This is a genomic window from Microcoleus sp. AT8-A3 (assembly GCF_036705675.1).
Classification (GTDB): Bacteria; Cyanobacteriota; Cyanobacteriia; order Cyanobacteriales; family Microcoleaceae; genus Microcoleus.
This window is the reverse complement of the sequence record NZ_JAUBVD010000049.1, coordinates 6,166-31,165: the sequence shown is the minus strand read 5'-3', so window position 1 is coordinate 31,165 and position 25,000 is coordinate 6,166. Positions and strand designations below refer to the sequence as shown.

Below are 25,000 nucleotides of genomic sequence, written 5' to 3'. Positions count from 1 at the left end.
GCTACCTATTAACCTCCTTCTAACTCTCGCAAACGCGCTTCTAAGGCTTGAATTCGCTGCTCGGCTTCTATTCGCTTTTGCCGCTCTTGTTCTGCTTCTGACTGCGCTTGTTCGACTGCCAATTCCGCTTGTTCAACCCGTTCATCAGCAGCCAGCAGCAAATTCCCCTCAGCATCCCACCAGCGCATCCAAGGCCGTTCTACGCCCTGATAAATACCGGAATATTGACCGATGCAGTATTGTCCGTCGGGATGAAGTTGGTCTAAAATGGGGCGAACAGATGTTGTTAACAGGATGCTTTGAGGGAGTTCTTGAAAGTTTTTCACAAAAGCACCGTCGGAGTCGGGTAATTGAGTGTGATCTGGAAAATCGGTAAAATCTGTTACTAGAAGTTCGGGTTTTTCGGTGACACTCATGTTGACCTCTTGAATGTTGAAAAATTATACTTATAATTGGTGAATGAGAGATTAATTATGCTATTATATCGTGGCAAACCTCCGATTGCTAGATAGAATATTTTAAATAATATGAGTCAGTACAACTTAATTATTTTCGACTTCGACGGCACTTTGGCAATTACCCACAAAGCTATTGTATTTTGCTTTACCAAAACTTTTGAGACTTACAATATTACCCCGCCTGCTGCTGATACTATTATAGGTACGATCGGCATCAATTTACCAAATAGTTTTAAAATCCTCCATCCGGCGATCGAGGAAAGCGCAATTCCTGAATGGGTTGAAACTTACCGCTCTTATTATCGGACGGAAGGTGAAAAGCAGGTAGAGTTATTTACCGGGACAAAGCAAGTGTTGCAGTTGGCGCGTCAGTCGGGATTGAGCCTGGGAGTTTTCAGCAACAAACAGGTTACTTTTGTTAATTTATTACTAAAAAATTTGAGCATTCACAGTTTTTTTGATTTGATATTAGGTGATAACGGACAAATAATTCCGAAACCCAATCCGACTGTTTTTCACTCGATTATTAAACCGCTGTTCCCGGAGTTGGATAACAGTCAAATTTTAATGGTTGGCGATACAGCGATTGATTTGCTGTTTGCTAAAAATGCTGGGATAGATGTTTGTTGGGCGGCTTACGGATATGGCGATCGCGCTCAGTGTCTCGCCCTAGAACCGACTTTCGCGATCGACGATATTTCAGAACTTGCTGTGTTCGTTCAAAATTAATTTTTCCTCTGTTTGTTTGAGAGAATAGTTTGAATCATTTAACTATAAAGTATTTAATTATTTTTTTTAGGATAGCCGGACGATGTATTTTTATTTAAGCTAAAAAATAAATGACCGAACTTGTAAGCCGCCCAAACTCTGCCAAGTAAACTATACCAGAGATAGAGTTATGGTGGGAACAACTATTATAAATTAACAACTAGGATTCCTGTGAAGGTAGAAGGCACAAGGCAGAAGGCAGAAGGAAAAAAAACGAGGGAAGCCAGATTTTCTTTAGGTAGAATTTAGCGCCAAAATTCTGCATGATAGCCTTCTAACTTCTGCCTTCGGAAAACAGGGAAATTCTGTTAAACTTTAGGGTGTGCTGGCAGTCGGTATCTACAATAAACTCAATTTATAGAAACTTATGCAGATCGATATAAGCATTCCTTCTGAAACGCTATCGCCGACTCGTACTGGCGGCACACCGAATTTAATAGAAGAAGTATTTCGGCTGTACGATCGCGCCCTGGCAGCTACCAGCAACGGCATCGCGATCGCGGACGCTACCCGGCCGGACAAGCCTATAGTTTACTGCAACGGTGCTTTCGAGCGGATTACAGGCTACAATCGCAGCGAAATAATCGGGCAGAATTGCCGCTTCCTGCAAGGCCCAGATACCGATCGCGCGGCCGTCGATCGCATCCGCGCGGCCATGAAAGAACAACACGACTGCAAAGTAGTTCTGAAAAACTACCGCAAAGACGGCACCGCCTTCTGGAACGAACTCACCATCTCGCCGGTGCGCGACAGCAGCGGGCTCGTTACCCACTTCATCGGCGTTCAATCTGATATCACCGATCGCTTCCAAGCAGAAGAAGCCCTCAAACAAGCCGAGGCAAAATACCGCAGCATCTTTGAAAACGCCACCGAAGGCATATTTCAAACCGCCCCAGACGGGCGCTACCTCAGCGCCAACCAGGCACTCGCCCGAATGTACGGCTACGATTCGCCGTCTGAATTGATCGCAAAATGTTCGGCAAAAAACATTTACACCGATCGCACCCGCCGCGATTCGTTCATGGCAGAAATCAGCAAAAACGGCTCCCTGAAAGAGTTTGAGTCCTGCGTCCGCCGCCAAGACGGCAGCACTACCTGGATCTCGGAAAACGTGCGCGAAGTTCGCGACGAAGATGGCGAACTCCTTTACTACGAAGGAACCGTCGCCGAAATTGCCGATCGCAAACAAGCCGAAGCAGCCCTGCGCGATCGAGAATACTGGCTGAAAACCGCGATCGACGCCGTGCCCGACGCCATCAACCTCACAGACAGCGAGGGGCGCTGGCTGATTGCCAACGACTGCGCCCTCCAACTTTTGGGCTGGGAAACCTCAGACTACCAGGGCAAAACTACTGCCGAACTCGCTGCCGCCGCCGATCCGAGAGTCAGAGAAATCCTCCTAACTTGGCAGGAAACCGACGAAACCACCTGGCAAGCAGGCACTCTTACCGACCGCCGCCAAATTGTCCCCTTGCCCACAGGCGGCAGCAATTTGTTTGAAGTGCGAAAAGTGCCGCTGTTCAACCCCGACGGTTCGCGCAAAGGTTTGGCAGTGGCGGGGCGCGACATCACGCAGGAAGTGGCAGCGGATGCAGCTTTGCGCGACAGCGAACAGCGGTTTCGGGCAATTTTTGAACGCGCTGCGATCGGCATGGTAGTCGCTACCCTCGAAGGTGTTGCGATCGCCACTAATCCGGCATTTCAAGCTATGCTGGGGATCTCGGAAGCTCAACTGCGGGGTCTCGGCCTCGACGACTGCGCGCACCCGGAAGACGCACAAGTTTCGCGCGAGTTGCGCCAACAGTTAGTCGCGGGCACCCGCGAAGCTTACCAAATCGAGAAGCGCTACCTCCGCCAAGACGGCAGCATCAGGTGGGGACGCCTCAGCGCCTCTGTCATCGACAGCAGTCAGGGAACGCCGCAGTTTATTTTGCAAATGGTAGAGGATATTACCGATCGCAAACAAGCCGAGTCAGCTTTGTTCCAAAATGAGGCTAAGTGGCGATCGCTGATTCTCAACAGTTCCGACATCATTACTATTCTCGATGCTAGCGGTCGCATTGTTTACGAAAGCCCTTCTGTAGAAAGAGTTTTGGGCTACGAACCCCTTGAACTCGATCGTCAAATTGCTCTCGATTCGATCCACCCTGACGACATTGCCTCGGTGATTTCCGACGGCGAAAAACTGATCGCAAATCCAGGCGTTCCGATCGCCCTAGAAGGTCGGTTCCGGCGCGCTGACGGTTCTTGGTGTTTTCTCGAAGGTGTGGGCATCAACTTGCTAGCAGACCCCGCTGTGAAAGGAATTGTGATCAACTCCCGCGACATGACGGCGCGCAGGCAAGCAGAGTACCGCCTCAGCAAAATCAACGAGTGCTTTTTGGGATTCACCACCGACGCCGCTGAGAACATCCAGCGCCTGACATCCTTAGCCGGCGAGCTTTTGGGCGGAAACTGCGCCATCTACAGCCACGTCGGTGGCGGACTGCTGCAAGCGATCGCGACTTGGCAAGCGCCGCCGGACTACCCGCTGGTCGATCGCGCCGAGGGCCACATCTGCACTGATGTATGCAGCAAAGGAAGCGATCGGGCTGTTGCCATTCCTGACTTGCAGAACACGATCTACGCCCAAATCGATCCCGCTGTCATCCGCTACCAACTGCGAAGCTATCTGGGACAAGCAGTGCGCCTGGGCGACAATTATGTGGGTGCGATGTGCGTTCTCTACACTGAGTCGATCGCGCCCACAGAAGCCGACTGCAAGCTGATCGGAATTATTGCCGCGGCGATCGGAGTTGAGGAAGAACGGGCCGCCGCCGCCTCGCGCGATCGGCAAAAATCCCAAGAATTGCAAACAGCTTTGCGCGACTTGCAGCAAACTCAAATGCAGTTAGTACAAACCGAAAAAATGTCTTCCCTCGGACAAGTGCTAGCAGGAATTGCCCACGAAATTAACAACCCAGTTGGCTTTGTCGCCGGCAACCTCTGCCACGTCCGAGGCTACGTTCTAGACTTATTAGAAATCGTGCAAGTCTATCAAGAAGAGTACCCAAATTCCCCTACAAAAATTCAGCAACAAGCCGAAGATATAGACTTAGAATTTCTAGCAAAAGACCTGCCCAAATTGCTCAATTCAATGCAGACCGGATGCGAACGCATTGTAGAAATTATTCAAACTCTCCGAAATTTCTCGCGGGCGGACGAAGCGAAAATCAAAACTGCCGACATTCACGAAGGTTTAGAAAGTACCTTGTTAATGTTAAACAGCCGGCTGAAAGCCAAACCCAACTGGCAGGGCATTAAAGTTATTAAAGAATACGGAGAACTGCCGCAAATAAACTGTCATCCCGGACTGTTAAATCAGGTATTTATGAATGTATTGGCAAATGCGATCGACGCCTTGGAAGAAAGCTGCAGCCAAGCAAAAAACACCGGAAATACTATCTTTCCTACTATTACCATTCAAACAGAAACAATTGATGATAAGAGCATTTTAATTCGGATTAAAGACAATGGCTTGGGCATTCCCGAAGATCATATTGTGCGTTTGTTTGACCCGTTTTTTACCACAAAACCCGTAGGTAAAGGCACAGGTTTGGGTTTATCAATTTCGCACCAAATTGTCGTTGAAAAACACAACGGCACATTGCAGTGTCACTCGGAACCCGGTAAAGGTACTGAATTTATCATCGAAATTCCAATTAAGGATCGCGAATTAAATAACTTACAATTTTAATTGTTATTGTGGAAGTTATTTAATTCTCATTCCTAAGTAGAAGGAATCAGGAAGGCACTACACGGATGAACACGAATACACGGATTAATTATTGAGTGTGTCAATTCATGTCATGTCCGTTTGATTCGGACTTGTATGATGTTAAATTTTGTAGGGGCGGGTTCGCCTATATTTTTGATAATTATCGACAAATTATATAAACCCGCCCCGCCCATACTTACTTACACCAATTCTCTAAATTAATGCTACAGTCTTGGGGCGGGTTTATCAATGTTATTTTTCGGTGGCAAATCTTATCGCGAACCCGCCCCTACCCAAACTGTAGCAAATTTTTAGAGAATTGGTATTAGAAACTGGGTTTTTTACCTTGGGTGCGGGCTACAACGCGTCTTTTCGTCAAAAAACCCGGTTTCTGAGTTCCCATGCTGGGAATTAAAAACTAAACTGCGTCCGCAAATTGCCCACAAAAATTGTCGGGTTGTTATCGAAATTGTTGGGATTGCCGATCGCATAAAATGCTGGTACGATCGAAACATGGTCGGTGAGAGGAAAATAATAAGTTGCCTCAATTTCGTACTGCGTGCCGCCATTCCCCCCGCCAGAAACCAGAAACCTCCGACCGCCAGTAAAGTCAAAAGGTACTAAATATGACACCGTAAGCAAAGCTCCTTCTTTAAACAAATCGGGAAATGCAACTCCTAACTGATAAGATTGATTTTTGATCGTGCCGTCGGGTCGGTTAGTCTTGGGAAATATGTTGGTTTCGGCGTAGCCGTAACGGCCGAAAAGACCAAAACCGCGAGTGACTGACCAATCGAAATTGAAACTATAAGTATTCGCAGTCGCATTCCCCAGCCGACCACCAAAACCGTCATCTGCCACACCGTTTAACGGCTTGCTGTTAGGAGATCCAATTAAGCCGCCGATTTGCTGGATGTTTGAACGGCTGTACAAAAAGCGCAAATTAGTCCGATCGCTCGGACTGAATGTTAATTCTGCTGTAGTCGTATTTGTCCCGTCAAACAAGCCTTGAGACGGATTGGAAGCCGAATTAAACACGGAAGTTGGCAAAAATTCTGTACTCTCGCCCAAGTAACCAAAACGCAGTTTCAATGCGCGGCCGATATCCCACAAAGCCAAAGCACCGGCACCGCGTCGGGTAGCGCTTAACAAAGGGCTGTTGTTAGAATTAAAGCTGCTCGCACCGTCTACGAAAAAGTTAAATTTATTGTTGTCAAAGTAGCGGTAAAAATTAATCCGCGGCCCGACTACTACTTGCAAGCTGTTGGTAAGCGGGAACCGATAGGAAAGTTCCCGCAGGATAACTTCATTGGGATTTGCTCCGGCAGTTTGATCGAGAAAAGGAGTGCCGAATGTATTGAAAAAACCCGTTGAAGTATACTGGTTGGCGGGGGAATTGCCGTTACCTACAGCTAGCTGTGTAATCAATTCGTCTTTCCCTGTAAAGGAAGTAGTGAGAGTTAACCAAACTAACTGACTGAAAGTGATTTCTGGATCATCGTCCACTCTCTGCACAATTGGTCTGTTGGTGACTGGATCGCGTCCGGCTACTCGATCGAGCGGAGCAGCATTTCCATCTATTGCTTCAACTCGGACTCGATCGCCCGCAAAAGCTCCAGTCAGGTTAAACCAAGCAAATCCGTTTAGTTTAGTTGTCGTGGAAAATTGGTTGGCCTCCAATTCGGCAGTGCGGGCTTCTAAAGCATCTACTCGACCGCGCAATGTAGCTAATTCTGCTGCAAATTCTTCTTGCAATCTTTGCAAAGCAAGTAAATCTTCTCGCTTGACTAAATTACCAGTAGAACCGCCAATTTGTTTGGTGATTTGATCCAAGCAAGCGTTTAATCCGGCGGCAAATTCGTAGCGAGTCATTGCCCGATTGCCTCGGAATGTGCCGTCTGGATATCCCGCAATGCAGCCGTATCTTTCTACTAGGGATTGCAAGGCTTGAAAAGCCCAATCTGTCGGCCGCACGTCGGAGAGTTGGGAAACAGAAGTGACTTGTGCTGCGTCTTCTTGTATGCTGAGGTCATCAGCGCTGCCCGTCTCGCTGCTGATGTCGTCAACTTTGCTGGCTTCAGCAACTTGTTGAGACTGAGGAGAGTTTGCAATTTCTAACTTCTGTGGGGGCAATTCGCCGATTGCCTCGGTTATTTCTGGGGTTGTTGTTGCACGATCGACTTTTGCTATATCTTGTTTGGGTAAAGCAGGATCGACAGTTGCTATATCTGTTTGGGGTAAAGCGCGATTCACCCATGCTGCATCTGTTTCGGGTAAAGCAGGATCGACTTTTACATCTGTTTCGGGTAAAGCACGATCGACTGTTGCTATATCTGTTTGGGGTAAAGCGCGATTCACCCATGCTGCATCTGTTTCGGGTAAAGCGCGATTCACCCATGCTGCATCTGTTTCGGGTAAAGGGCGATCGACTGCGGAGTTAGTCTCTGCGGTAATCGCCGCTAACTGCGGTATCTCAATCTTACCTGCTGCCAGCGCTGCGTCTGGGGTAGCCCTAGGGAGAGCACTATCTTCTAGCGCAACTTCTGGAGTTGAGGTATCCTGAATTTGAGCTGTTGCGGAGATCGGCCCCAAAGGCACTGCCGCACCAGAAATCAAGAAAGACAGCCAAAAAGCTTTAACGGAGGTTGAATTATTCACCATACCACTCACACCACTTGTTGAAAATTAAATCTGGCCCATCTTAAACGATAAGCTTGCTTATAAATGTAGTTGGTTTAACAAATTCTTATAAATAGTTAAAATTCTTTTAGGAAGCGATCGATTTCCAATCACTAATGACTGATGACTACAGACTACTGACTCCTGACTAATTCCCCAAATGAAGTTTTTATTAGTTACAGATTTAGACAACACGCTAGTCGGAGATGACGAAGCAACTCAAGTTTTCAACCAGCGCTTGCAACCTGTGCGATCGCAAATTTGTTTGGTTTACGCTACCGGGCGTTCTTATGCTTCAACTTGCGAATTAATTGCCCAAAAGCAACTGCTATCACCCGACTATTCGATCGCAGGTGTAGGCAGCGAAATTTACCAAGACGGAATCCTCGATTTAGATTGGGCGGAATATCTTTCTCAAGGCTGGGATAAAATGGCGATCGCCTCTTTAGCACAGCAGTTTTCCCAACTTAAACCCCAATCCGTAAAAGAACAAAATCCTTGGAAAATCAGTTATACTCTGGAACCAGCAGCAGAAAATAGCTCGACAATCAAGGCTTTGCAGCAAAAGTTAACTGAATCGGGACTGCCAGCTCAAATCATTTTTAGCAGCAATAGTAATGTAGATATTTTACCACAAACTAGCAATAAAGGCAATGCCCTTACTTATTTACAAAAGCGCCTACAAATTCCATCTGAAGCAACATTAGTTTGCGGTGATTCGGGCAATGATATCAGTATGTTTGAGCAGGATTTCCGGGGAGTAATCGTCGCTAATGCTCTATCAGAACTCTTAGAATGGCATCGCGAATGCGGCACTGAAAATCATTATTTAGCCGGTTCTGCTTCCGCTTGGGGAATCATGGAAGGAATGGCATATTTTTGGGAATTTTGATTGCCAAAAATTCGGTTTGGTTTGTAGTTAGTTGTGAAGTCCTCAGTACAAACGCACCCCAAGCACCCCAAGTCCTGCAAACAGTTAAAATCTGTTCAGGAATCTCAACCGCGTATCGATCGAACCTGCGAGTTGCGATACCATCAGCGTGTACTGCTTTATCAAACCTAATCGAACTTCACTTGAGTTACCTCAAGCGAGTTGAAGTTTATTTCCTAGCCTGTTGGGCCCAACGTAGTGGAGGGAGTCGGCTATCCCAAGATAAGTCGCCTATTCCCCGATCGCCAAAGGTTCTATAGTTAAGTTGAGCGCCTAAACCTAAATTACTCTATCTATAAAAACTTATCTTTCTAGATGAACAAGATGTAGGTTGAGTCAACTATTTGCCCCTTTAGTTCAGTTCGCCAACGCACCGCCACATGGAACAAAATACTTTACCCGTAGAGGTGATTCTCTCTCACCCCCGCCAATATTTAGGTAGCCTGCGGCTCGATTGGACGCCACAACCGGGGAACTATGTAGATTTAGAGGGACAAACCTACGCTGTTTTGGAACGCCACCACCGCTATCAACTCAAATCCGGCCGCTACCAACTGCAAAAAATTGCCCTGTACGTGCAGTCGGCCACACCGCCGACGGAAAGAACTTTTGTAAGCGGCATCTGGGTTATTGGAGATGCTAGCTGTCGCTTTAATGCTAGATCGGAAATTCTGCGCTGCGCTGTCAATCCCAATGGCCCCTGCGACGGCTGTGGCGATTACCAAAAGTCTTGAACCATCAAGTCAATCGATTTTAGATTTTAGATTTTAGATTTTAGATTTAAGCATTGAGCCCACGGATAAATTCGGGGGCGCCTTTATCGGATACAGGTTTTTTATTTCTGGACGGATGAATCACGTGGCGGGTATCCTGGATGCTTTCCGTCAGTACACAATTTCACCTCGCCCAACTGAGAAACCGAGAGTGCCGAGAATCTCGGCGTCTCCCTCAATGACAATAAACTATCAAAACCAACTAGCAACTCTCGAATCGAATTTAACTTCTTCAGGTAGGGGGTAATCTATCTTCTGATAGCTGTGCAGCACGTCGCGAATGCCAGTATGAATCAAATTTTCTATGTGCAGCAACTGTTCTGAAGAACAGCGAACCTGAACTGTTTGGTTTGACAAAGACTCGCCGGAGTCGATCGCAGTATATCTATTAGGAACTCGGCTGAGCACATAAGCAATTAAATCTTGTCGCAATCCCGAAGGCGAAAAAGCTTGTTGGTATGGGTGCTTCGGATAAGACTCCAAGATAATTTCTACTTCCTCTGTGACTACAGCCAAGGTAATATTGACAAGATTTTTCTGCATTTTCCCTGTCCCCAAAGACTCGTTAACTAATATTTTTGTGATCCTTCTCGTTTTCGTCTGATTTCTCATGAATTTTAACCGGCTAATACCGCCCATCGTTCTTCGGTCATCACCAGCTCGAACTCAGAACTTACCTCTTCTATAACCCGCAGCACGTAGCAGGGAATCTTGTCGGATAAAATAGCACTTGCCACCGTACCAGTGTGAATTTCTAAAACTGCTTCTGCAGCAGCTTCAAACATCAGTCGCTGTCCCGGAAACATCACTCTTTCAAAGTACCAATTAGGAATGTTCCCAATCCGAACAACCTGAACTAGGTTGGTAACATTTGCGTAATAGCACAGAATCTGGTTGTTACCTTTATAAGATAGCCGATCAGACATTTAAAAAATCTCCACACTCTTTCAAAAACTTACTGAGACTTGGCTTTGCCTGTTAGTGGCAATTGTGAGTTTGGATCTTGACAAAAGGACAGACTTATTTTTTTTGTGTTATTCTATAGCACGAATCACATCTTCAGTTATTAATTTTTGTAGCATTGAGTAATCCTGCCAACATTGAGAGGTTTGGCGAAGAAACCCCGTTTGTTCCGGCGAGAACCCCCGGTTTGTTTGGTATGCAGGGCCTATATCCTGACTTATTAAGGTTGTTGTTCTGTTGCACCCGTTAATCGAAAATACCGTCACTTTCCTGAACTCTCCTGACAACAGATTCACTCTTTGGCAGTGGAATGGTGCTGAGAGTGCGATCGACCTTTAGATCCAGAGCTTGGAGTAAACTTTATCTAAAAAATATGAGGAAATTATGAAGACAATCAATTTTTTTTGATAAATCTACTTTTGCCGAAGCAGGGATTACAATACTTAAGCAAAAACCCGGTTTTTTAGCCAAAAACTTGACTCCATCTGTGCTCCTGGGTTAAAAAACCCGGTTTCTGAGGGAAATCTGCGTAAATCTTGGATTAGCAGGCCCAAACCGGGTTTTTTACCAAAAAACTTCGCTGCATCTGTGAGCTCGGATTAAAAAAAACCGTTCTTGAGGCCAATCTGTGTAACTTCTGCAGGAGTTATTCTGCCTGTAAATACGGTGATAGCCGATCGGCTTTGCAGGTAACAAAAAACCCCGACTCCCTGAGATAATCTCTATAATTTCTAGGGAATCAGGGTTTAAATGAACGAATCACCGATCGATCTCAAAGCTAAATCAAAAAAATGAGGAAATTATGAAAATAGCCGGAAAAACTAGCACTTTCCTCGACGCCTAAACCCGGTTCAATAACATAACTGCGTTATTTTCGCAAGAATCAAGGGAATGAGAAAGCGGAGTTTTGATCCTCATCCGGCTTTAATGCCCCTTTGATTCTGCCGTCGGGCTGGGCCGACTTTGTTAGTCTAGTAGCGGTTTCAACTGCCGAGTTTGATCTGCTATCTGCGATGTATTTTACCCGAGTTTAAGCTGTCGCGCATTTAAATTGTATATTAAGGGCGGGCGGGACGCTAGGGCCCCTACTCCCCACAAGACTTTAATTTTTTTTGACCTACAATTTAAATGCCGCCACAGCTTAAAGCAACGGTTCCCAACCCAGAATTTCCGCCACTTGCTGTGCCAAACTCAAAGGATCGAAAGGCTTTGCAATCACCCCCGCTACCCCCAAATCAGCAAATTTGCTCAAATCCATCGCCTGCACCTTAGCCGTCAGGAAAATCACCGGAATCCCCCGAGTAGCAACATTGTTTTGTAGCAAACCAAACAGAGTAAGTCCGTCCATATCCGGCATCATCACATCTAGTAGAATAGCGTCAGGGAGTTGAGTTTCAGCTAACAGCAATCCTTGGCTGCCGCCTGGTGCGCTTAGTACAAACCAGCCACCTAAATGTTCCAGACAAGCCTGAATCACGCTGCAGAGGTTTTTTTCATCATCAATGACCAGAATGCGCTTTGCTGACATAATTAAAACTCAAATTTTAAATTAATCATGGTAAACCGAAAAAAAACTTAGGCACGCTGCCTCCTCAACCGGGTTTCTGGAAAGATATAGCAAAAGGAAGAAGCGATAAAATTAAGAGTTTCCGCACTTAAAAACGTCCTAATCGTCGGGCGCTGTTGATAGATTTTGCCGCTTACCTACTTAAGCCCTGAACATAAAAATCGACCTATCAGCCTCCCAAAATCATCCTACCCGCGTGGGTTGCCAGGAACTTGAGCTTGCGCGAGATATTATCAAAGCAATCTCAAACCTCCAAACTTTTTCCCCCCTCGCCTTCCAACGGTGCAGGCACTGTGAAATAGAAACTGCAGCCTTGTGAGACAACACTTTCGACCCAAATTCTGCCCCCGTGCTGCTGTACTATGCTGCGACAGATAGCCAAACCCAAACCCGTACCTCCTTTTTGGCGGGAGTCAGAAGCATCGACTTGTTGAAACCGTCCAAAGATTGTTTCTAGTTTATCTGCCGGAATCCCCCGCCCTCGATCTTTGACTTCAAATAAAACCCGCTCGCCCAAATCTTCCACCCTGAGAGTTACTGTACTTCCAGGAGCGGAGAATTTAATCGCATTGCTCAACAAATTTACCAGCAGTTGAACGATTCTGTCGGGGTCAGCCCAAATTTTTGCTGTTCCGGGCAAAATCAACAAATCAATGTTATTTTCAGCAGCCAAAGAAAGTACAGCTTCGGCAGACTTCCGCATCAAAACCTGGGCATCGCACCACTGCTTGACGAGGATAACTTGGCTCGAATCGAGCCGTTCTAAGTCGAGAATATCGTTGACCAAACGCACTAACCGTTCGGTATCGCTCGAAGCGATTTCTAACATCTGTTTGGCAGTTTCCGGTTTATTTTTCAGTACCCCAGCCGCCAGCAAACCTAAAGAACCGCGAATCGAGGCAAGTGGCGTTCGCAGTTCGTGGCTGACAATCGAAATAAACTCATTTTTCATTTTTTCAATTGCCCGACTTTCTGTGATATCTGTGACTGTGCCCACGTGACCAATTAGTTGAGCTTTGTCGGAAAAAATCGGAGCTGTTTTAAGCCGACAAAACCGAATGGTTCCGTCTCGCTGGATGTGGCGAAATTCGCCGGAAAATTCCCCATCTAGCGATTGCGATTGAGACCACTTAGACAGAATTAGTTTGAGGTCTTCGCGGTGAACAAACCGCATCCAGCCGTTTCCTAAAGCCGCTGCCGATGTGAAGCCACCAATTGCTTGACAGCGAGGATTTGTATAGGTACATTTCCCCTCAGTATCGATTTTGAAAATGCCCACGGGGGAACTCTCGCTCAGAGAGCGAAATAAAGCTTCGCTTTCCCGGAGTTCTGCTTGAGAGCTTTCTAGTTCTCTGGTTCGCTGCAAAACTCGCATTTCTAACCGTTCGTTGAGCTGTTGGAGGGTAGCTTCAGCAAGTTTGCGATCGCTAATATCGCGGTGGACTGATACCCAGTGGGTAAACTCACCATTTTCGTCCGCTATGGGGACAATGCTCATTTCTACCCAAAATTCCGTCCCGTCTTTGCGGTAATTGATCGAGTCAACCCGCACCGGCTGCCAGGTTTTCAAAGCTGTCCGAACTCGATGGAGACTGGCGCGATCAGTTTTTTCACCTTGGAAGATGCGTGGCGTTTTGCCCACAACTTCTTCTAGTGTATAGCCGGTCATTCGCGTGAAAGCTGGGTTGACATAAATAATTCGCGGCCCCGGTTCCTCAATCGGTTCAGCTTCGGTAATTAACACGGCGTCGTTAGTGGTGGTGACTGCTGATTCCAACAGGCGCAACTGCAATTCTCTAGCTTTGCGATCGGTAATTTCTCTAACAGTCCCCACCATCCGCACTGGATCGCCGGCTTCGTTGTAAAAAAACTTACCTTTTCCCTCCATCCAGTGAATGCTGCCGTCGGGCCAAACCACGCGCTTTTCGTGACAGTAATCTCCTCGCTGGGCGATCGCCTGATTGATAGCATTCTCCATATTTTTAAAATCTTCTGGGTGAACGCAAGCTGCAAAACTTTGATAAGTTCCGGCAAAAGTCCCTGGGGGCAACCCAAACAACTCTTCGTGTTCCCTCGACCAAACTATGTGATTTTTCTGCACGTCCCAGTCCCAAAATCCAATTTTGGTAGCCGACAAAGCTAAGCTAAGCTGCTGATTGATTTTCCGCAGCTCAATGCTAGTAATAGCAACTCGAAGTTCTCTGGCTATTTCGACTTCGCACTGCTGCCAAGGCAAAGATTTTGACCTCACATTTTCTTGCCACAACTCAAAGGAAATGCGAGGAGAAATTAATCGGGTGCCATCCGGTTTAAATTCAATTTTTCCCTCTGGTGTACCTGCCCAGTTGACAGTTTGAAGTGCTTCTGGACGGAACCACAAAATGTAATAATTTTGCATTTCGGACATGGCAAGCACCAGTAAACCGCTAGCAAATTCTTGAAAATTCTCGGCGGGCGGATACAGTTTTGAGAGAGAATCTGTATAAAAAACGTCATTATTTATTTGAGTTTTTATCCAAGCAATTAAGTTTTCGATTTCTACCAATTCCGGGGTTTGCCCGATGGTTGTTAAATTTTCATTGGCACACACAACTCCACCGGTAGCACCCACTAAGGCAAGCAATTCATCTCGGTAGGTTAGTAAACCTTCTACAAAGCAGTTTTTTTGAGAAATTTCCGTGATAAATTTTTGACAAAGTGCTTTTAAATAAATAGCATATTCCCGGTCTTCGCTATCTTGTTTATAGCTGAGTTCTAAATTCACAAACTTCGCTAGTAGTTCGCAAGCAGTTCTTGTTTCGTAGTTGACATACTTTCGTGTTGGATGGTGACAGGCAATCAATCCCCAGAGTTTTTTATTTTTGATTAATGTCAGGGTCATGCTAGCGGCAACGTTCATATTTTTGAGATATTGAACGTGGCAAGGCGAAACTGTTCTCAACAAAGAGCAGCCCATATCTAAAGGGCTACCCGTCAGCGGATTGCAGTGAGGAATTAGTTCTACAGGCTGACAGTTAATATCGGGAATAAACCGAATTAAATTCATGTTGAAGAGGTTTCTTGCTTGGGCGGGAATATCGGTAGCCGGATAGTGCAGTCCCAATAAAGGAGCCAAACTTTCTACTTTGTCTTCGGCGACAACTTCCCCCGCCCCGGTGGCATCAAATTGATAGACGATCGCTCGATCGAAACCGATTATCCTCCGCACTTCTGCAACTGCTGTCTGACACAGCACTTGCAGGTTTGGTGTTTTGTGGATTTTGTCTATCGGCTCTTGGACTAAATTATAACAATTGAAACAATCGCTCGTTTTTGGAGAAACAACCGACTCTAGTTCAACAATTAATGCTGAATTTGATAGATGTAGCGTCCCCTCAAAAAAAGACTGGCGGTCTTGACTTTTGAATGATAATCTGATACCATTACGTTGGTCTTTTTCAAATAAAGCTTTTTCAATAGCCTCAATTTCCTCAGTCTCGACAAATTCCTCTAAAAATTTATCCAAAAGTTGTTCGGGGTAAAGGCCCATCGCCTCAAAAGTATTGTTGCTAACTTGCAAAATTTTTAACGCCGGAGATTCCAGCACCAAAAGGATGCCGTGAGGTTGAATCGAACCTGGGGCGTAAATTAGTTCGCAGTCGCTGTTATTGAGAGTGCCTGTGTCTGAGGGCAATACCATCGCTTTCATCTGATTAATATTTCTCTAAATTAGCCTGTGTTCTCGATCGGCGGGTAAGCATCAATCAACCGCACCCCGTCGGAATTACACAATCTAACAATCCCCAGTCTTGGCTAAGGCTTCCTGATTTGTTTCGGACACGCACTGCATATTTGCTCCTAGTTATCCCATTTAAAAAAAAGAATACAACTGTAGGTACGTGCTCGAAACCCATATCTCATCAGCCATTCCCAGTTCTTCAATTCTTTAATTTTTAAAATCTAAAATGGGATTAGCGCTGTGCCTGAGCCAGTCTGTTTCTCAGTTGAGTCCGCTCCAAACGATTCAGGAGGCGAGCAATTAATTCCGGTTTCACGATCGGCTTGTTAACGTAGTCGTCAGCACCTGCGACAAACATTTGGCGCACGGTTTCCGACTCGGAATGAGCTGTCAAAAATAGCACGGGGAGCTTGCTCCAGCGCAAATCGTTGCGAACTGCCAAACACAGCTCGATACCGCTGTAACCGGGCATCTCCACATCTAAAATTAGCAAATCCGGACAAGTCGTTTCGAGTACCTCCCAGAACTTTTCGGGATCGTCCAATGTTGTTACTTGAAATCCCCAAGGTTGGAGAATCACTTGCAGTGCAGCCAATAGATGCACGTCATCGTCTACCACCATAACTTTAGCTTCAGCAGGGCCAGTCTGGTCGAGTAGTTGGGCGACTGCTTTGAGTATATCTGCTGGGGGGATAGATTTGTGTAAAAAGCCCGAAGCTCCCAAACGAGCAACTTCTATTCGATCGCTCAATTGATTGTGCCCGCTAAAAACCATTACCGGAATTTCGGGCTTTTCACTGCGGAGTTCGGCTAATAGAGAAAGTCCGTTTTCCTGAGATCTGGAAAATGTCAAATCCAGCAAAATCGCGTCGGGAGGCTGTTGAGAAATCGCATTTCTTGCCGCTTGCGGAGAGTTGGCGACTTCTATCTGGAAGTCGGAACCGGATGCTACTGTTTTGAGTCGATCGCTCCCAAAAGTATCATCATCAACAACCAGCATTCGGCGCTTTTGGGAAACCGCAGGAACCAAATCGCCTTCCGGTTCGGGCGACGGGCGATCGAATATCTGTTTGAGCTGATGCAGAAATTCCTCAATTTGCTGGGCTGTCCCCGGTTTCAAGATGTTTTGAGCCTTGAACAAATGTTCTATCTGGCGCGCAACTTCCGAACCTTTCGGCAGCCCTAACGTTCCCAAAGAACCGACTAATTTGTGAGCTTGGGCCTGGGCTTCCTCGCGCACTTCGCCCTCCAAGCTTCCGCTTTTGAGTTGATCGATCGCGCGATCGAATATCGCCACCTTTTCTATAAAATTAGCTTTTAAATTTCCGCGCATTTGGGCAATCGCATTCAAGACTTTGAGACGGCGCTCGTCTTTGTTTAATTCCTGGCTCGACCCGCTGGATTCAGTAGATAAAGTCTCTTGAGTTTTAGCAGTTTCTGCCGTTTCCTGTCCAACTTGTTGGCTCTCAATCTCCTCCGGCAGACTTTTGAGCCGATAGCCCAATCCGTACACTGTTTCCACTAAATCTACAGTCATCCCGGCTGCTTTCAGCTTCTGCCGCAGCCCCTTGATGTGAGCAGTAACGGCTTCTTCTTGAGGAAATTCGCCGGCCGACCAAATGCGATCGAGGATGGCGCTGCGACTGAAAATGCGCCGGGGATTTCTCAGGAAAAGTTCCAGCAAATTGTACTCTTTAGGAGTCAAGTGCAGCACTTTTTCGGCATAAGTTACTTCCGTAGTGTCCGGGTTGACTTGCAGTTTTTCCCATGTCAAATTTGTACTTGACAAAGTTGCCTTACCCCGGCGCAGCAAAGCCCGAATGCGAGCGATTAATTCTTCGAGATTAAAGGGTTTGACCACATAATCGTCTGCACCGGCCTCTAAACCTTGGACTCGATCGTTGCTGCTATCTAGCGCTGTCAGCAGTAATATCGGCATTTGGCAGCCGGACGATCGCAATTTTCGACACAAACTAATGCCATCGAGTTTAGGAATCAGCACATCCAAAACAATCAGGTCGTAATCGTATGCCTGCACCAAATGCAACGCTGTTTCACCGTCTGCTGCCGCATTCACATTGTAATTGTGAGAGTTCAGCGCTTGAGTCAGCAAACTGACTGTAACTGTGTCATCTTCTACCAGCAGGATTTTCATAAACGTCACCTGTCCTTCCAACTATTCTTGGAATTTTTTAGAGGTTTTTGGGGCTAATTAAATAGCCTTTTTACAACTGAATTTGAAAATTCCTCACCTTCAGTATAACAAATATAGCCTTTCTCAGTAACATGAGGTACTCTCGGATCTAAGGCATTGGGCATTGGGCATACCTCACCACGCTTGAGAACTGCTATGGTATTCTTGAAATAGAATGATTGTAAATTATTTTTTTTTATTTATTTTCCTCTACAAATATTTCATTAGATTGCGGCTGAGATTTTAGGGCTTTTTGGACTTCAACGCCTGCTGAATCTTTTGAATCAAATATTGCGAGGAATCTTGATTTTTAACTAAATCTTCCAACTCGGAAGCCGCCACTTCTGTGTGTTCTATTTCTCGAACTAAAGAATCAGCGGTAACACTTTTTATGACTCCCAAAGGTTCTTGGATAGCCGTCAATGAATTGAAGTTTTTTTCCGCTATTAATTCTTCCAACTCTAACAGAGCCATTTCGGCGCGATCGATCTTGATAGTCACGGATTTAGCCACATTAGCACCCGCTCTTGCTGCCTCAGTGAGTTCGTGAACTCGAAGTTTAAATCGGCTGGCAATTTGCTCCATTTGAGTCCCCAATTCAAAAGTTTTACTTGCCAGTCTGCCAATTTCTAGACTCACTTTACTCAGGCCGCTGGGCTGACTTCCCATTTGATTGGTAACTACAGCCACCTGTACTGCTAAATGCCTGACTTGTTCGATCGCCTCCCGGATGGTTCGGGAAGTGCGGTTAACCGTTTCTAAATCATTAGCTATGGCTTTGCCCACGCCCAAAATTTTATCTGTATTGTTGCAAATAGAATTAGCACCTTGAAAAGTAGCTTGAAATGCTTGGCGACCTTCCGAAGAAATCAGTTTTGCAATCCTCACAAATCGCTGATTCATTTGAGCAATTTCTTCAGCTTGTTTGACCAGCGCCGCTTGATGGGAATTCGGATTGACCTGGGATTTTTCTGCTTGACGTTGGTAGCTTTTTAAAAGTTCATTACATTCATGAACTTTCGCTCTTTCTTGTTGAATCAGCGCCAAATACTTGTGTCTTTCTAGTCTGTATTTTTGAATAGCTTTGTTGGTTTGTGCTAAAATCTTTGACTGGGCAATCACCAGAGTATGAATGTTCAAAAGGCGGTGGCTATGGTCTTCCATTACCACAATTATCGGTTCATAAATCAAGTCTCTATGCCTGTTGAAAGACGCTTGGACAGCATCGTCAATTTTCCAGTTTTCCGAAAGCAGCAAAGGCGGAATTCTAATAAAATCTAACAAGGCTCGAATCGGGTGTGACCCGTAAAGTTCTACGCGATCGGGAAAACTCATTTGCTCTCGAAATTTGACGCGAGAAATCATGCCCAATACCTGTGATTCATGAGTAATAATGACTCCCGGCAGGTCGGGTTCTTGCTCAAATCTTTCAGCCACTACCTGTCCTAGAGTTGCAGCGCTCACTTGGAAGTCGTGACACGGCAGATGTCCGATCGTGAAATCGGGGGTGAGTTGAGTTGGATTGCTCATTTACCCGGATAGTGTTAAGTACAAGTTAACAAATTATATATTAATATTATAGCTGGCAAAAGTATAGTCATTTATAGACATGGGGGGCGTTAAGTCCCTCCCCTTTCACTTTTGCTTTGAGCGGATCGACCCGCCTCGGCTGAACTACGCAGCTCCCTATCCCATTGCTAAAGGCATTTGGGATTGCTTTTCTGAGGATATTGTACGCTGCATTCACATCGGAATTAATTAGCTGACCACTCGACGTTTTGTACAAACCCCGCTTAATCCGTTTACCAGTAAACACAGGCTCTTTTTCTGTTTTTCCATAAACAGGAATTGGGTCTAAACCTAAAAAACTGGATCGGGATGTGTAGGATTCTTCCTGCACAATTACTGTGATTCCCGCCAACCGAGCTTTGTACTCCAACATTTCAATTAATCGAGAGTGAGGAATACTAACAAAGTTTTGATTGGTTTGCTTCCCTAACTCGATTTCTGTTTTCCACAGCGCGTTCTTGCCAATTACTAGCGTCCCAATCTGCTTGGTGAGCAAAAGGTTAATAATTAGACGGCTAGCATGATGTAAGTAATTATCAACTTTTTGATGGCGACAGCGAGTTAAGCGCGCTCATGCGGGGTGAAGTTTTGCGATTCCCTTTTAAGTGGGATTGCAATCGTGCTTTCCGCTTGTTGTAGAACTGGTTGATCGATTTCAATGGTCGCCCGTTAATCAACAAAGGGATAAATCCCGGTTGATTTGAAGTTAACGCCACTAAATTATCCAGTCCCAAATCAATACTAGCTACAGAGTTGGCATTGCCAAGGGTGGACTCCGCTTCATCATAAATCACCTCAATTACATAGGAATCACATTTCGGAACCAGTCTAACTTGACAAATCTGGTTGGGATTGAGTTGGGTTTTAATTGAAAGTTCAGTGCCGGAAAGTTTAATGATTCCTTTCTTCAACTGTTTGCTGCTAATTGCTTGAATCGTGTAGACGAGAAGGTTTCGCCCTTTAGTCTTATCTTTGTACTTTGGCAGTTTTGGACGACCCGTGAATTTTGAAGAATCAGCTTTGTAAGCTTTAACGGCTTCAAAAAACGATTTCCAATTATTGTCTAGCACCATCAAGATTTGCTGACTTACTTTAGCAGGCAAAGCCTTGTAGGCTTCATGAGACTTCATCAATCGGTTCATTTCGTTATAACTGACATAACCCCATCCATAAATAAAGCTCTGACGAATGACGTAATTGGCGGCATTGTAGAGGTTTTTGGACTTGAAAGCTAGTTCGTCTATTTGGGCGAAACGGTGTTCCGTGGATTTAATGATGTGCCTCTCTGTTAGCTGCATTTGAGACTTCCCTTCTTTGGGCTGTGCGTATTTCTTGTTCAACACTCATAGCGATATGATACCATTCTTGTTTATAATGGCTTATAAACTCAACGAAGTTTTACAATACTGGAATAAGATTGTTGAAAGTAGTCAACGACCCAGCACGGAAGTGACTGGGCTTGGGGCCTAAAACTTCATTTTCAGTTGACCAGCCTGAGACCTTTGATGTCTAGGTTTTGTGAGTAATGACACCAAGCGGATGCGTAGCTAGTCCCCTGTTCTGTCGTTAAGGGTTAAACATTTTTATTTGGGTTAAGGACGTGCCATTAGGCGAATCAGCTCAGAAAACAAAGGCGCGTGCTAACTTCACCCCAGCAATGGGAGTGGAATTGCTTAGTTTCCATCAACAACCCGGTTCACAAACACAACCAGAAGCGATCGATTATACAGCCCTATCCCTTCCCCCTGTTTCCTCCTACCGCTTTCGCGCTCGTAAAACGCTGAAGTGGGGGTTACTCGCCCAGAAGAAAAAGGACAACTATAGGGAAAAATTAACTCTCTGACCCTGGGGCCTTCTATTACCTAGTGTCTGACTATTGTCATCTCAAGTCTGTTGGATCGGCCACGCCAGTTGTCCCACGGGTTCCGTCCTCACAACAGGGGCATTCATATTTTGTTCTTTAAAACAACCGGGAAAATATCTAGATTGAAACCAAAAACCTTAAATCGGACTTTGCCGCTAGCAACCTTTGAGGCTGCTTACCAGTTGTTACAGCAAATGGCTGAAATCCCAGGGGCGATTTGGCTCACCGACGATGCGATCGCTGATTCTCAAAATCTGGAAAATTCGTCGGAAAGGTTTGCAGCAGTAGTATCAGAGCATTTTAGCGCGCTGCTGCAGGGCAAGGTATTAGATGAGCTCGCAACAAACGGACGCAAACACAGCGAAAAAAATCTCTATTCGCAATTGAATGTGCAGTTGACTTTCGACCCTGGGGCGATCGCCAATTTCCTGTCTCCCATCGCAGACAAACTCGCAGAAATAAAGCCCGCACCCCCGTGGAAAATTGACATTCGCGCCCTCAAACAAGCAATTAAAAATATACAGCCCAACTCGGCCGTTCTGCAAAGCGAATTCACCCTAAATTTGCTGGATATTCTCGCTGCTAAGGCCAGCCAAAATAATCGCCTGCCCCTACACAGCCAAACAGAAATAGAGGGAAAATCAGCGCCCAAAATTATAGATCCAGAAACGCTACAAAGCCAGATTGCCGAAGCCGTCAATCAATTACAAATTGCCAGTCCCTGCATTTCATTTTGTCAGCCAGTAGAAGATGCTTTGCAGCAACAGCTTGAACAAGAGCGACTTTTGAATCAGGTGACAACTCAAATCCGCCAGAGTTTGGAATTGCCTGTAATTTTGTCAAAAGCAGTCGAGCAAGTGCGAGAGTTTTTGGATGTCGATCGCCTGTTAATTTATCAATTTGAAAAAGTGCCAGCGCCGCACAAGGTCGAGTTAGCTAAAGAAAATCCTGCGGCAGTTTCTGGGTGTGGCGAAATCCCAGAAACTTCCGGGTCTTACTTGTATTTAGGTCGCGTTACCTACGAAGCTTTAGCCAATGATGGTATCTCGTCTGTACTAAATTTTAGTGAAGACGCGCAGTGTTTTACCAATGGAGTCATTGACCGAGAAAAATATCGCAAAGGTTTGGCTTTGTGCGTCGCGGATGTGGAAACAAGTTACTCTTCGCAGCCTTGTTTTTTAGAGTTGATGCGGCGGGCGAAGGTGCGGGCAAAGTTGCTAGTGCCGATCGTAGTTCAAGACGACTTGTGGGGGCTGCTAATTGCCCACCAGTGTACTTTTCGCGAGTGGGAAGAAAGCAAAAAAACATTTTTGCGACAAATAGCAGAACATTTGGCGATCGCGATTTACCAAGCCGAACTTTATGCACAAGTCCAGCAGCAAAAGCGCACCTCAGAACAGCGCGTAATAGAGCGCACGCGAGAACTGCGCGATGCACTGGTTGCAGCCCAGTCTGCCAGCCTCGCCAAGAGCGAATTTTTGGCAGCTATGAGCCACGAATTGCGGACTCCTCTGACTTGCGTCATCGGCATTTCTGACACGCTGCTGCGGTGGTCTTACGGCAAAGTTGGCAGTAAAGAAGTGCCAGTGCAAAAGCAGCGGCAGTACCTGCAAACTATCCGAGACAGTGGCGACCACTTATTAGAATTAATTAACGATATTTTAGATTTATCGCAAGTAGAAGCGGGAAAAGCAGTATTAAAAATTAGTGAATTTTCACTTTCTAAATTAGCTTCTCAGAGCCTGCACGCCCTCAAAGAAAAAGCTGCGGCTAAAGGCGTGGAACTGCTGCAAGAACAGCGGATAAAACAAGAGTGCGATCGCTTCATCGCTGACCCGCGCCGCGTGAGACAAATTCTCTTCAATCTTTTAGGAAATGCGATTAAATTTACTCCCAAAGGCGGGCGAGTCATCCTGCGAGTTTGGGTGACAGAAGATAAAAATCGAACGTCGGCAGTGCGGCATCCCGGTACTGCACCTGCAGGCAGCACCGCTGTTTTTCAAATCAAAGATACCGGCATTGGAATTCCCGAAGATCAGCGATCGCTGTTGTTTCAAAAATTCCAGCAGTTGGATTCCCCCTACCGCCGCGAATACGGCGGCACCGGTCTGGGATTGGCCTTAACTAAACAGTTAGTAGAGCTTCACGGCGGTGCGATCGAAGTTAACTCTACAGTTGATGTCGGCTCTACTTTTACCGTTTTTATACCCATCCAAACTCTAACCAAAGATGAATCCACAAAATTAACCTATGAAAAATCTAATTCATCTTTACCGCTGCATTATTCCTCGCGGGGCAGTCTCGTACTCGTGGAAGAAGATGAAGAAACTGCTATGTTGATTTGCGATATCCTGACAGCAGCAGGACTGCAAGTGGTGTGGATGATTGAAGGTTCAGCGGCGGTGGAACAAATTGAACTTTTGCAGCCGAATGCTGTGATTGTCGATATGCGTTTGCCCGGTATGAATGGCTGCGAAATAATTCACCAACTGCGCGAAAAACCCGCTACTGAAAATATCAAGATTCTGGCTTTAAGCGCTAATGAAATTCCGCCCGATCAGATATCTTTTGTGACGGCGGGAGCTAACGATTGTTTGGCTAAACCGATTCATCCCGAGCAATTGCTGGACAAAATTATTTCTTTAATGGCTGGGATTGGTAATGGGTAATACAATTTTAGATTTTAGATTTTAGATTTTAGATTGGGGAATGACCACGAATTTCTTCATGTGGTACCCGCCACGTGATTTATCCCTGGAATCAATCCAAAATCGAAAATAGAAAATCCTCAAGAAAGAGCATTTATCCGTGGGCTCAATCTAAAATCTAAAATCTAAAATCTAAAATCGATTGACTCATTGGATATGGGTTGGGATATGGTCTACAGTTACATTCTTTTTTTGAACTGGTATAATTTGTAATTCCCAATTACCAATTCCCCATCCGCAATTCCCCATGATTAATTGTCAAATTCCTACAGGATTAATTGTTTCTTGTCAAGCACCTGCTGATTCGCCGCTGCACGATCCGATCGTAATGGCGGCAATGGCTCGAACCGCCATCAATCGAGGTGCATCGGGGGTGCGGATTGACACTCCGGCTCACATTGGGGCGGTGCGTAAACAGATATCCGCTCCCATAATTGGGATTTGGAAGCAGCAATTGCCGGGATGCGAGATTTACATTACTCCTCGGTTTGAAGACGCGCGGGCGATCGCCGCTTCTGGAGCCGATATTATCGCCGTTGACGCTACTGAGAGAAACCGTCCTCCCGGCGAAGATTTAAAGACGTTAATCGCGCGAATTCACAGTGAATTGGGCAAATTAGTGATGGCGGATGTAGATACAATAGAAGCTGCGATCGCGGCAGCCGAAGCTGGTGCAGATACTGTAGCAACTACTCTTTTTGGCTATACTGCCCAGACGGAAAATTTGTCGCCGCCGGGATTTGATTTGCTTGCGGAAATGGTAGAAAAGCTTAAGGTTCCCGTTATCTGCGAAGGCGGGATATCGGGGCCGGAAATGGCTAAAAAAGCCTTGGATTTAGGAGCGGCGGCTGTTGTTGTTGGGACAGATATTACTGGGATTGATCTTAAGGTGACAGCCTATAAGTCGGTGATTGGCAAGTAAGAAGGAAGTTCGGCAACGGATTTTTTAACGGATGTAACGGATGTAACGGATTGAAGGAAGTTCGGCAACGGATTTTTTAACGGATGTAACGGATGTAACGGATTGAAGGAAGTTCGGCAACGGATTTTT

At 45.8% G+C, this 25,000-nt stretch carries 15 protein-coding genes and 1 pseudogene; 7 read left to right on the top strand and 9 right to left on the bottom strand.

Annotated features, from left to right (window positions below):
- Window positions 1–8 precede the first annotated feature (8 nt).
- On the bottom strand, window positions 9–416 hold the full coding sequence (locus QUB51_RS23270; RefSeq protein ID WP_333052244.1) for a hypothetical protein: 408 nt from the start codon (window positions 414–416) through the stop codon (window positions 9–11).
- A 111-nt stretch (window positions 417–527) separates the two neighbouring features.
- Here QUB51_RS23270 and QUB51_RS23265 point away from each other — a divergent pair, with 111 nt between their 5' ends.
- Window positions 528–1,187: an HAD family hydrolase gene (locus tag QUB51_RS23265; RefSeq protein ID WP_333052247.1), complete on the top strand. Its 660-nt coding sequence runs from the start codon at window positions 528–530 to the stop codon at window positions 1,185–1,187.
- Window positions 1,188–1,593: 406 nt separating this feature from the next.
- Complete coding sequence (locus tag QUB51_RS23260; protein WP_333207789.1) at window positions 1,594–4,962, top strand: PAS domain S-box protein; 3,369 nt, start codon at window positions 1,594–1,596, stop codon at window positions 4,960–4,962.
- Window positions 4,963–5,394: 432 nt separating this feature from the next.
- Here QUB51_RS23260 and QUB51_RS23255 read toward each other — a convergent pair whose 3' ends face one another.
- On the bottom strand, window positions 5,395–7,644 hold the full coding sequence (locus QUB51_RS23255) for an iron uptake porin (RefSeq protein ID WP_333263465.1): 2,250 nt from the start codon (window positions 7,642–7,644) through the stop codon (window positions 5,395–5,397).
- A gap of 178 nt (window positions 7,645–7,822) precedes the next feature.
- On the opposite strand from QUB51_RS23255, the gene QUB51_RS23250 reads away from it, so the two are divergent.
- Both QUB51_RS23250 and QUB51_RS23245 read left to right on the top strand, forming a co-directional pair.
- Window positions 7,823–8,554, top strand: a complete 732-nt coding sequence (locus tag QUB51_RS23250) for a sucrose-phosphate phosphatase (RefSeq protein WP_333207791.1) — start codon at window positions 7,823–7,825, stop codon at window positions 8,552–8,554.
- 419 nt (window positions 8,555–8,973) lie between these two features.
- On the top strand, window positions 8,974–9,327 hold the full coding sequence (locus QUB51_RS23245; RefSeq protein WP_333052256.1) for a DUF6464 family protein: 354 nt from the start codon (window positions 8,974–8,976) through the stop codon (window positions 9,325–9,327).
- 231 nt (window positions 9,328–9,558) lie between these two features.
- Here QUB51_RS23245 and QUB51_RS23240 read toward each other — a convergent pair whose 3' ends face one another.
- The 7 genes and pseudogenes from QUB51_RS23240 to QUB51_RS23210 form a co-directional block, all read right to left on the bottom strand.
- Window positions 9,559–9,909: a late competence development ComFB family protein gene (locus tag QUB51_RS23240; RefSeq protein WP_333052258.1), complete on the bottom strand. Its 351-nt coding sequence runs from the start codon at window positions 9,907–9,909 to the stop codon at window positions 9,559–9,561.
- A 74-nt stretch (window positions 9,910–9,983) separates the two neighbouring features.
- Window positions 9,984–10,292 (bottom strand): DUF1830 domain-containing protein, encoded by a 309-nt coding sequence (locus QUB51_RS23235; protein ID WP_333052260.1) that lies wholly within the window; start codon window positions 10,290–10,292, stop codon window positions 9,984–9,986.
- A gap of 1,178 nt (window positions 10,293–11,470) precedes the next feature.
- The gene (locus QUB51_RS23230) at window positions 11,471–11,857 is read right to left on the bottom strand and encodes a response regulator (RefSeq protein WP_333243171.1); all 387 of its coding nucleotides are present in this window, start codon (window positions 11,855–11,857) and stop codon (window positions 11,471–11,473) included.
- Between the two features lie 283 nt (window positions 11,858–12,140).
- The gene (locus tag QUB51_RS23225; protein WP_333207792.1) at window positions 12,141–15,584 is read right to left on the bottom strand and encodes a PAS domain S-box protein; all 3,444 of its coding nucleotides are present in this window, start codon (window positions 15,582–15,584) and stop codon (window positions 12,141–12,143) included.
- Between the two features lie 262 nt (window positions 15,585–15,846).
- Window positions 15,847–17,769 carry a response regulator gene (locus QUB51_RS23220; RefSeq protein ID WP_333207793.1) on the bottom strand — a complete coding sequence of 641 codons (1,923 nt, stop codon included), beginning with the start codon at window positions 17,767–17,769 and terminating at the stop codon, window positions 15,847–15,849.
- 282 nt (window positions 17,770–18,051) lie between these two features.
- A complete protein-coding gene (locus QUB51_RS23215) occupies window positions 18,052–19,338 on the bottom strand; it encodes a chemotaxis protein (RefSeq protein WP_333263462.1) in 1,287 nt (428 codons plus the stop codon).
- Between the two features lie 67 nt (window positions 19,339–19,405).
- Window positions 19,406–20,675 (bottom strand): annotated as a pseudogene (locus QUB51_RS23210) (RNA-guided endonuclease InsQ/TnpB family protein).
- Window positions 20,676–20,977: 302 nt separating this feature from the next.
- Between QUB51_RS23210 and QUB51_RS23205 the strand changes: the two are divergent.
- The 3 genes from QUB51_RS23205 to QUB51_RS23195 all read left to right on the top strand — a co-directional run bounded on the left by QUB51_RS23205 (window position 20,978) and on the right by QUB51_RS23195 (window position 24,871).
- The gene (locus QUB51_RS23205) at window positions 20,978–21,220 is read left to right on the top strand and encodes a hypothetical protein (protein ID WP_333052273.1); all 243 of its coding nucleotides are present in this window, start codon (window positions 20,978–20,980) and stop codon (window positions 21,218–21,220) included.
- 143 nt (window positions 21,221–21,363) lie between these two features.
- Entirely contained in the window at window positions 21,364–23,910 is a 2,547-nt protein-coding gene (locus QUB51_RS23200) for an ATP-binding protein (RefSeq protein ID WP_333052276.1), read from the top strand.
- A 286-nt stretch (window positions 23,911–24,196) separates the two neighbouring features.
- Window positions 24,197–24,871 (top strand): N-acetylmannosamine-6-phosphate 2-epimerase, encoded by a 675-nt coding sequence (locus QUB51_RS23195; protein ID WP_333263459.1) that lies wholly within the window; start codon window positions 24,197–24,199, stop codon window positions 24,869–24,871.
- Window positions 24,872–25,000: the final 129 nt, after the last annotated feature.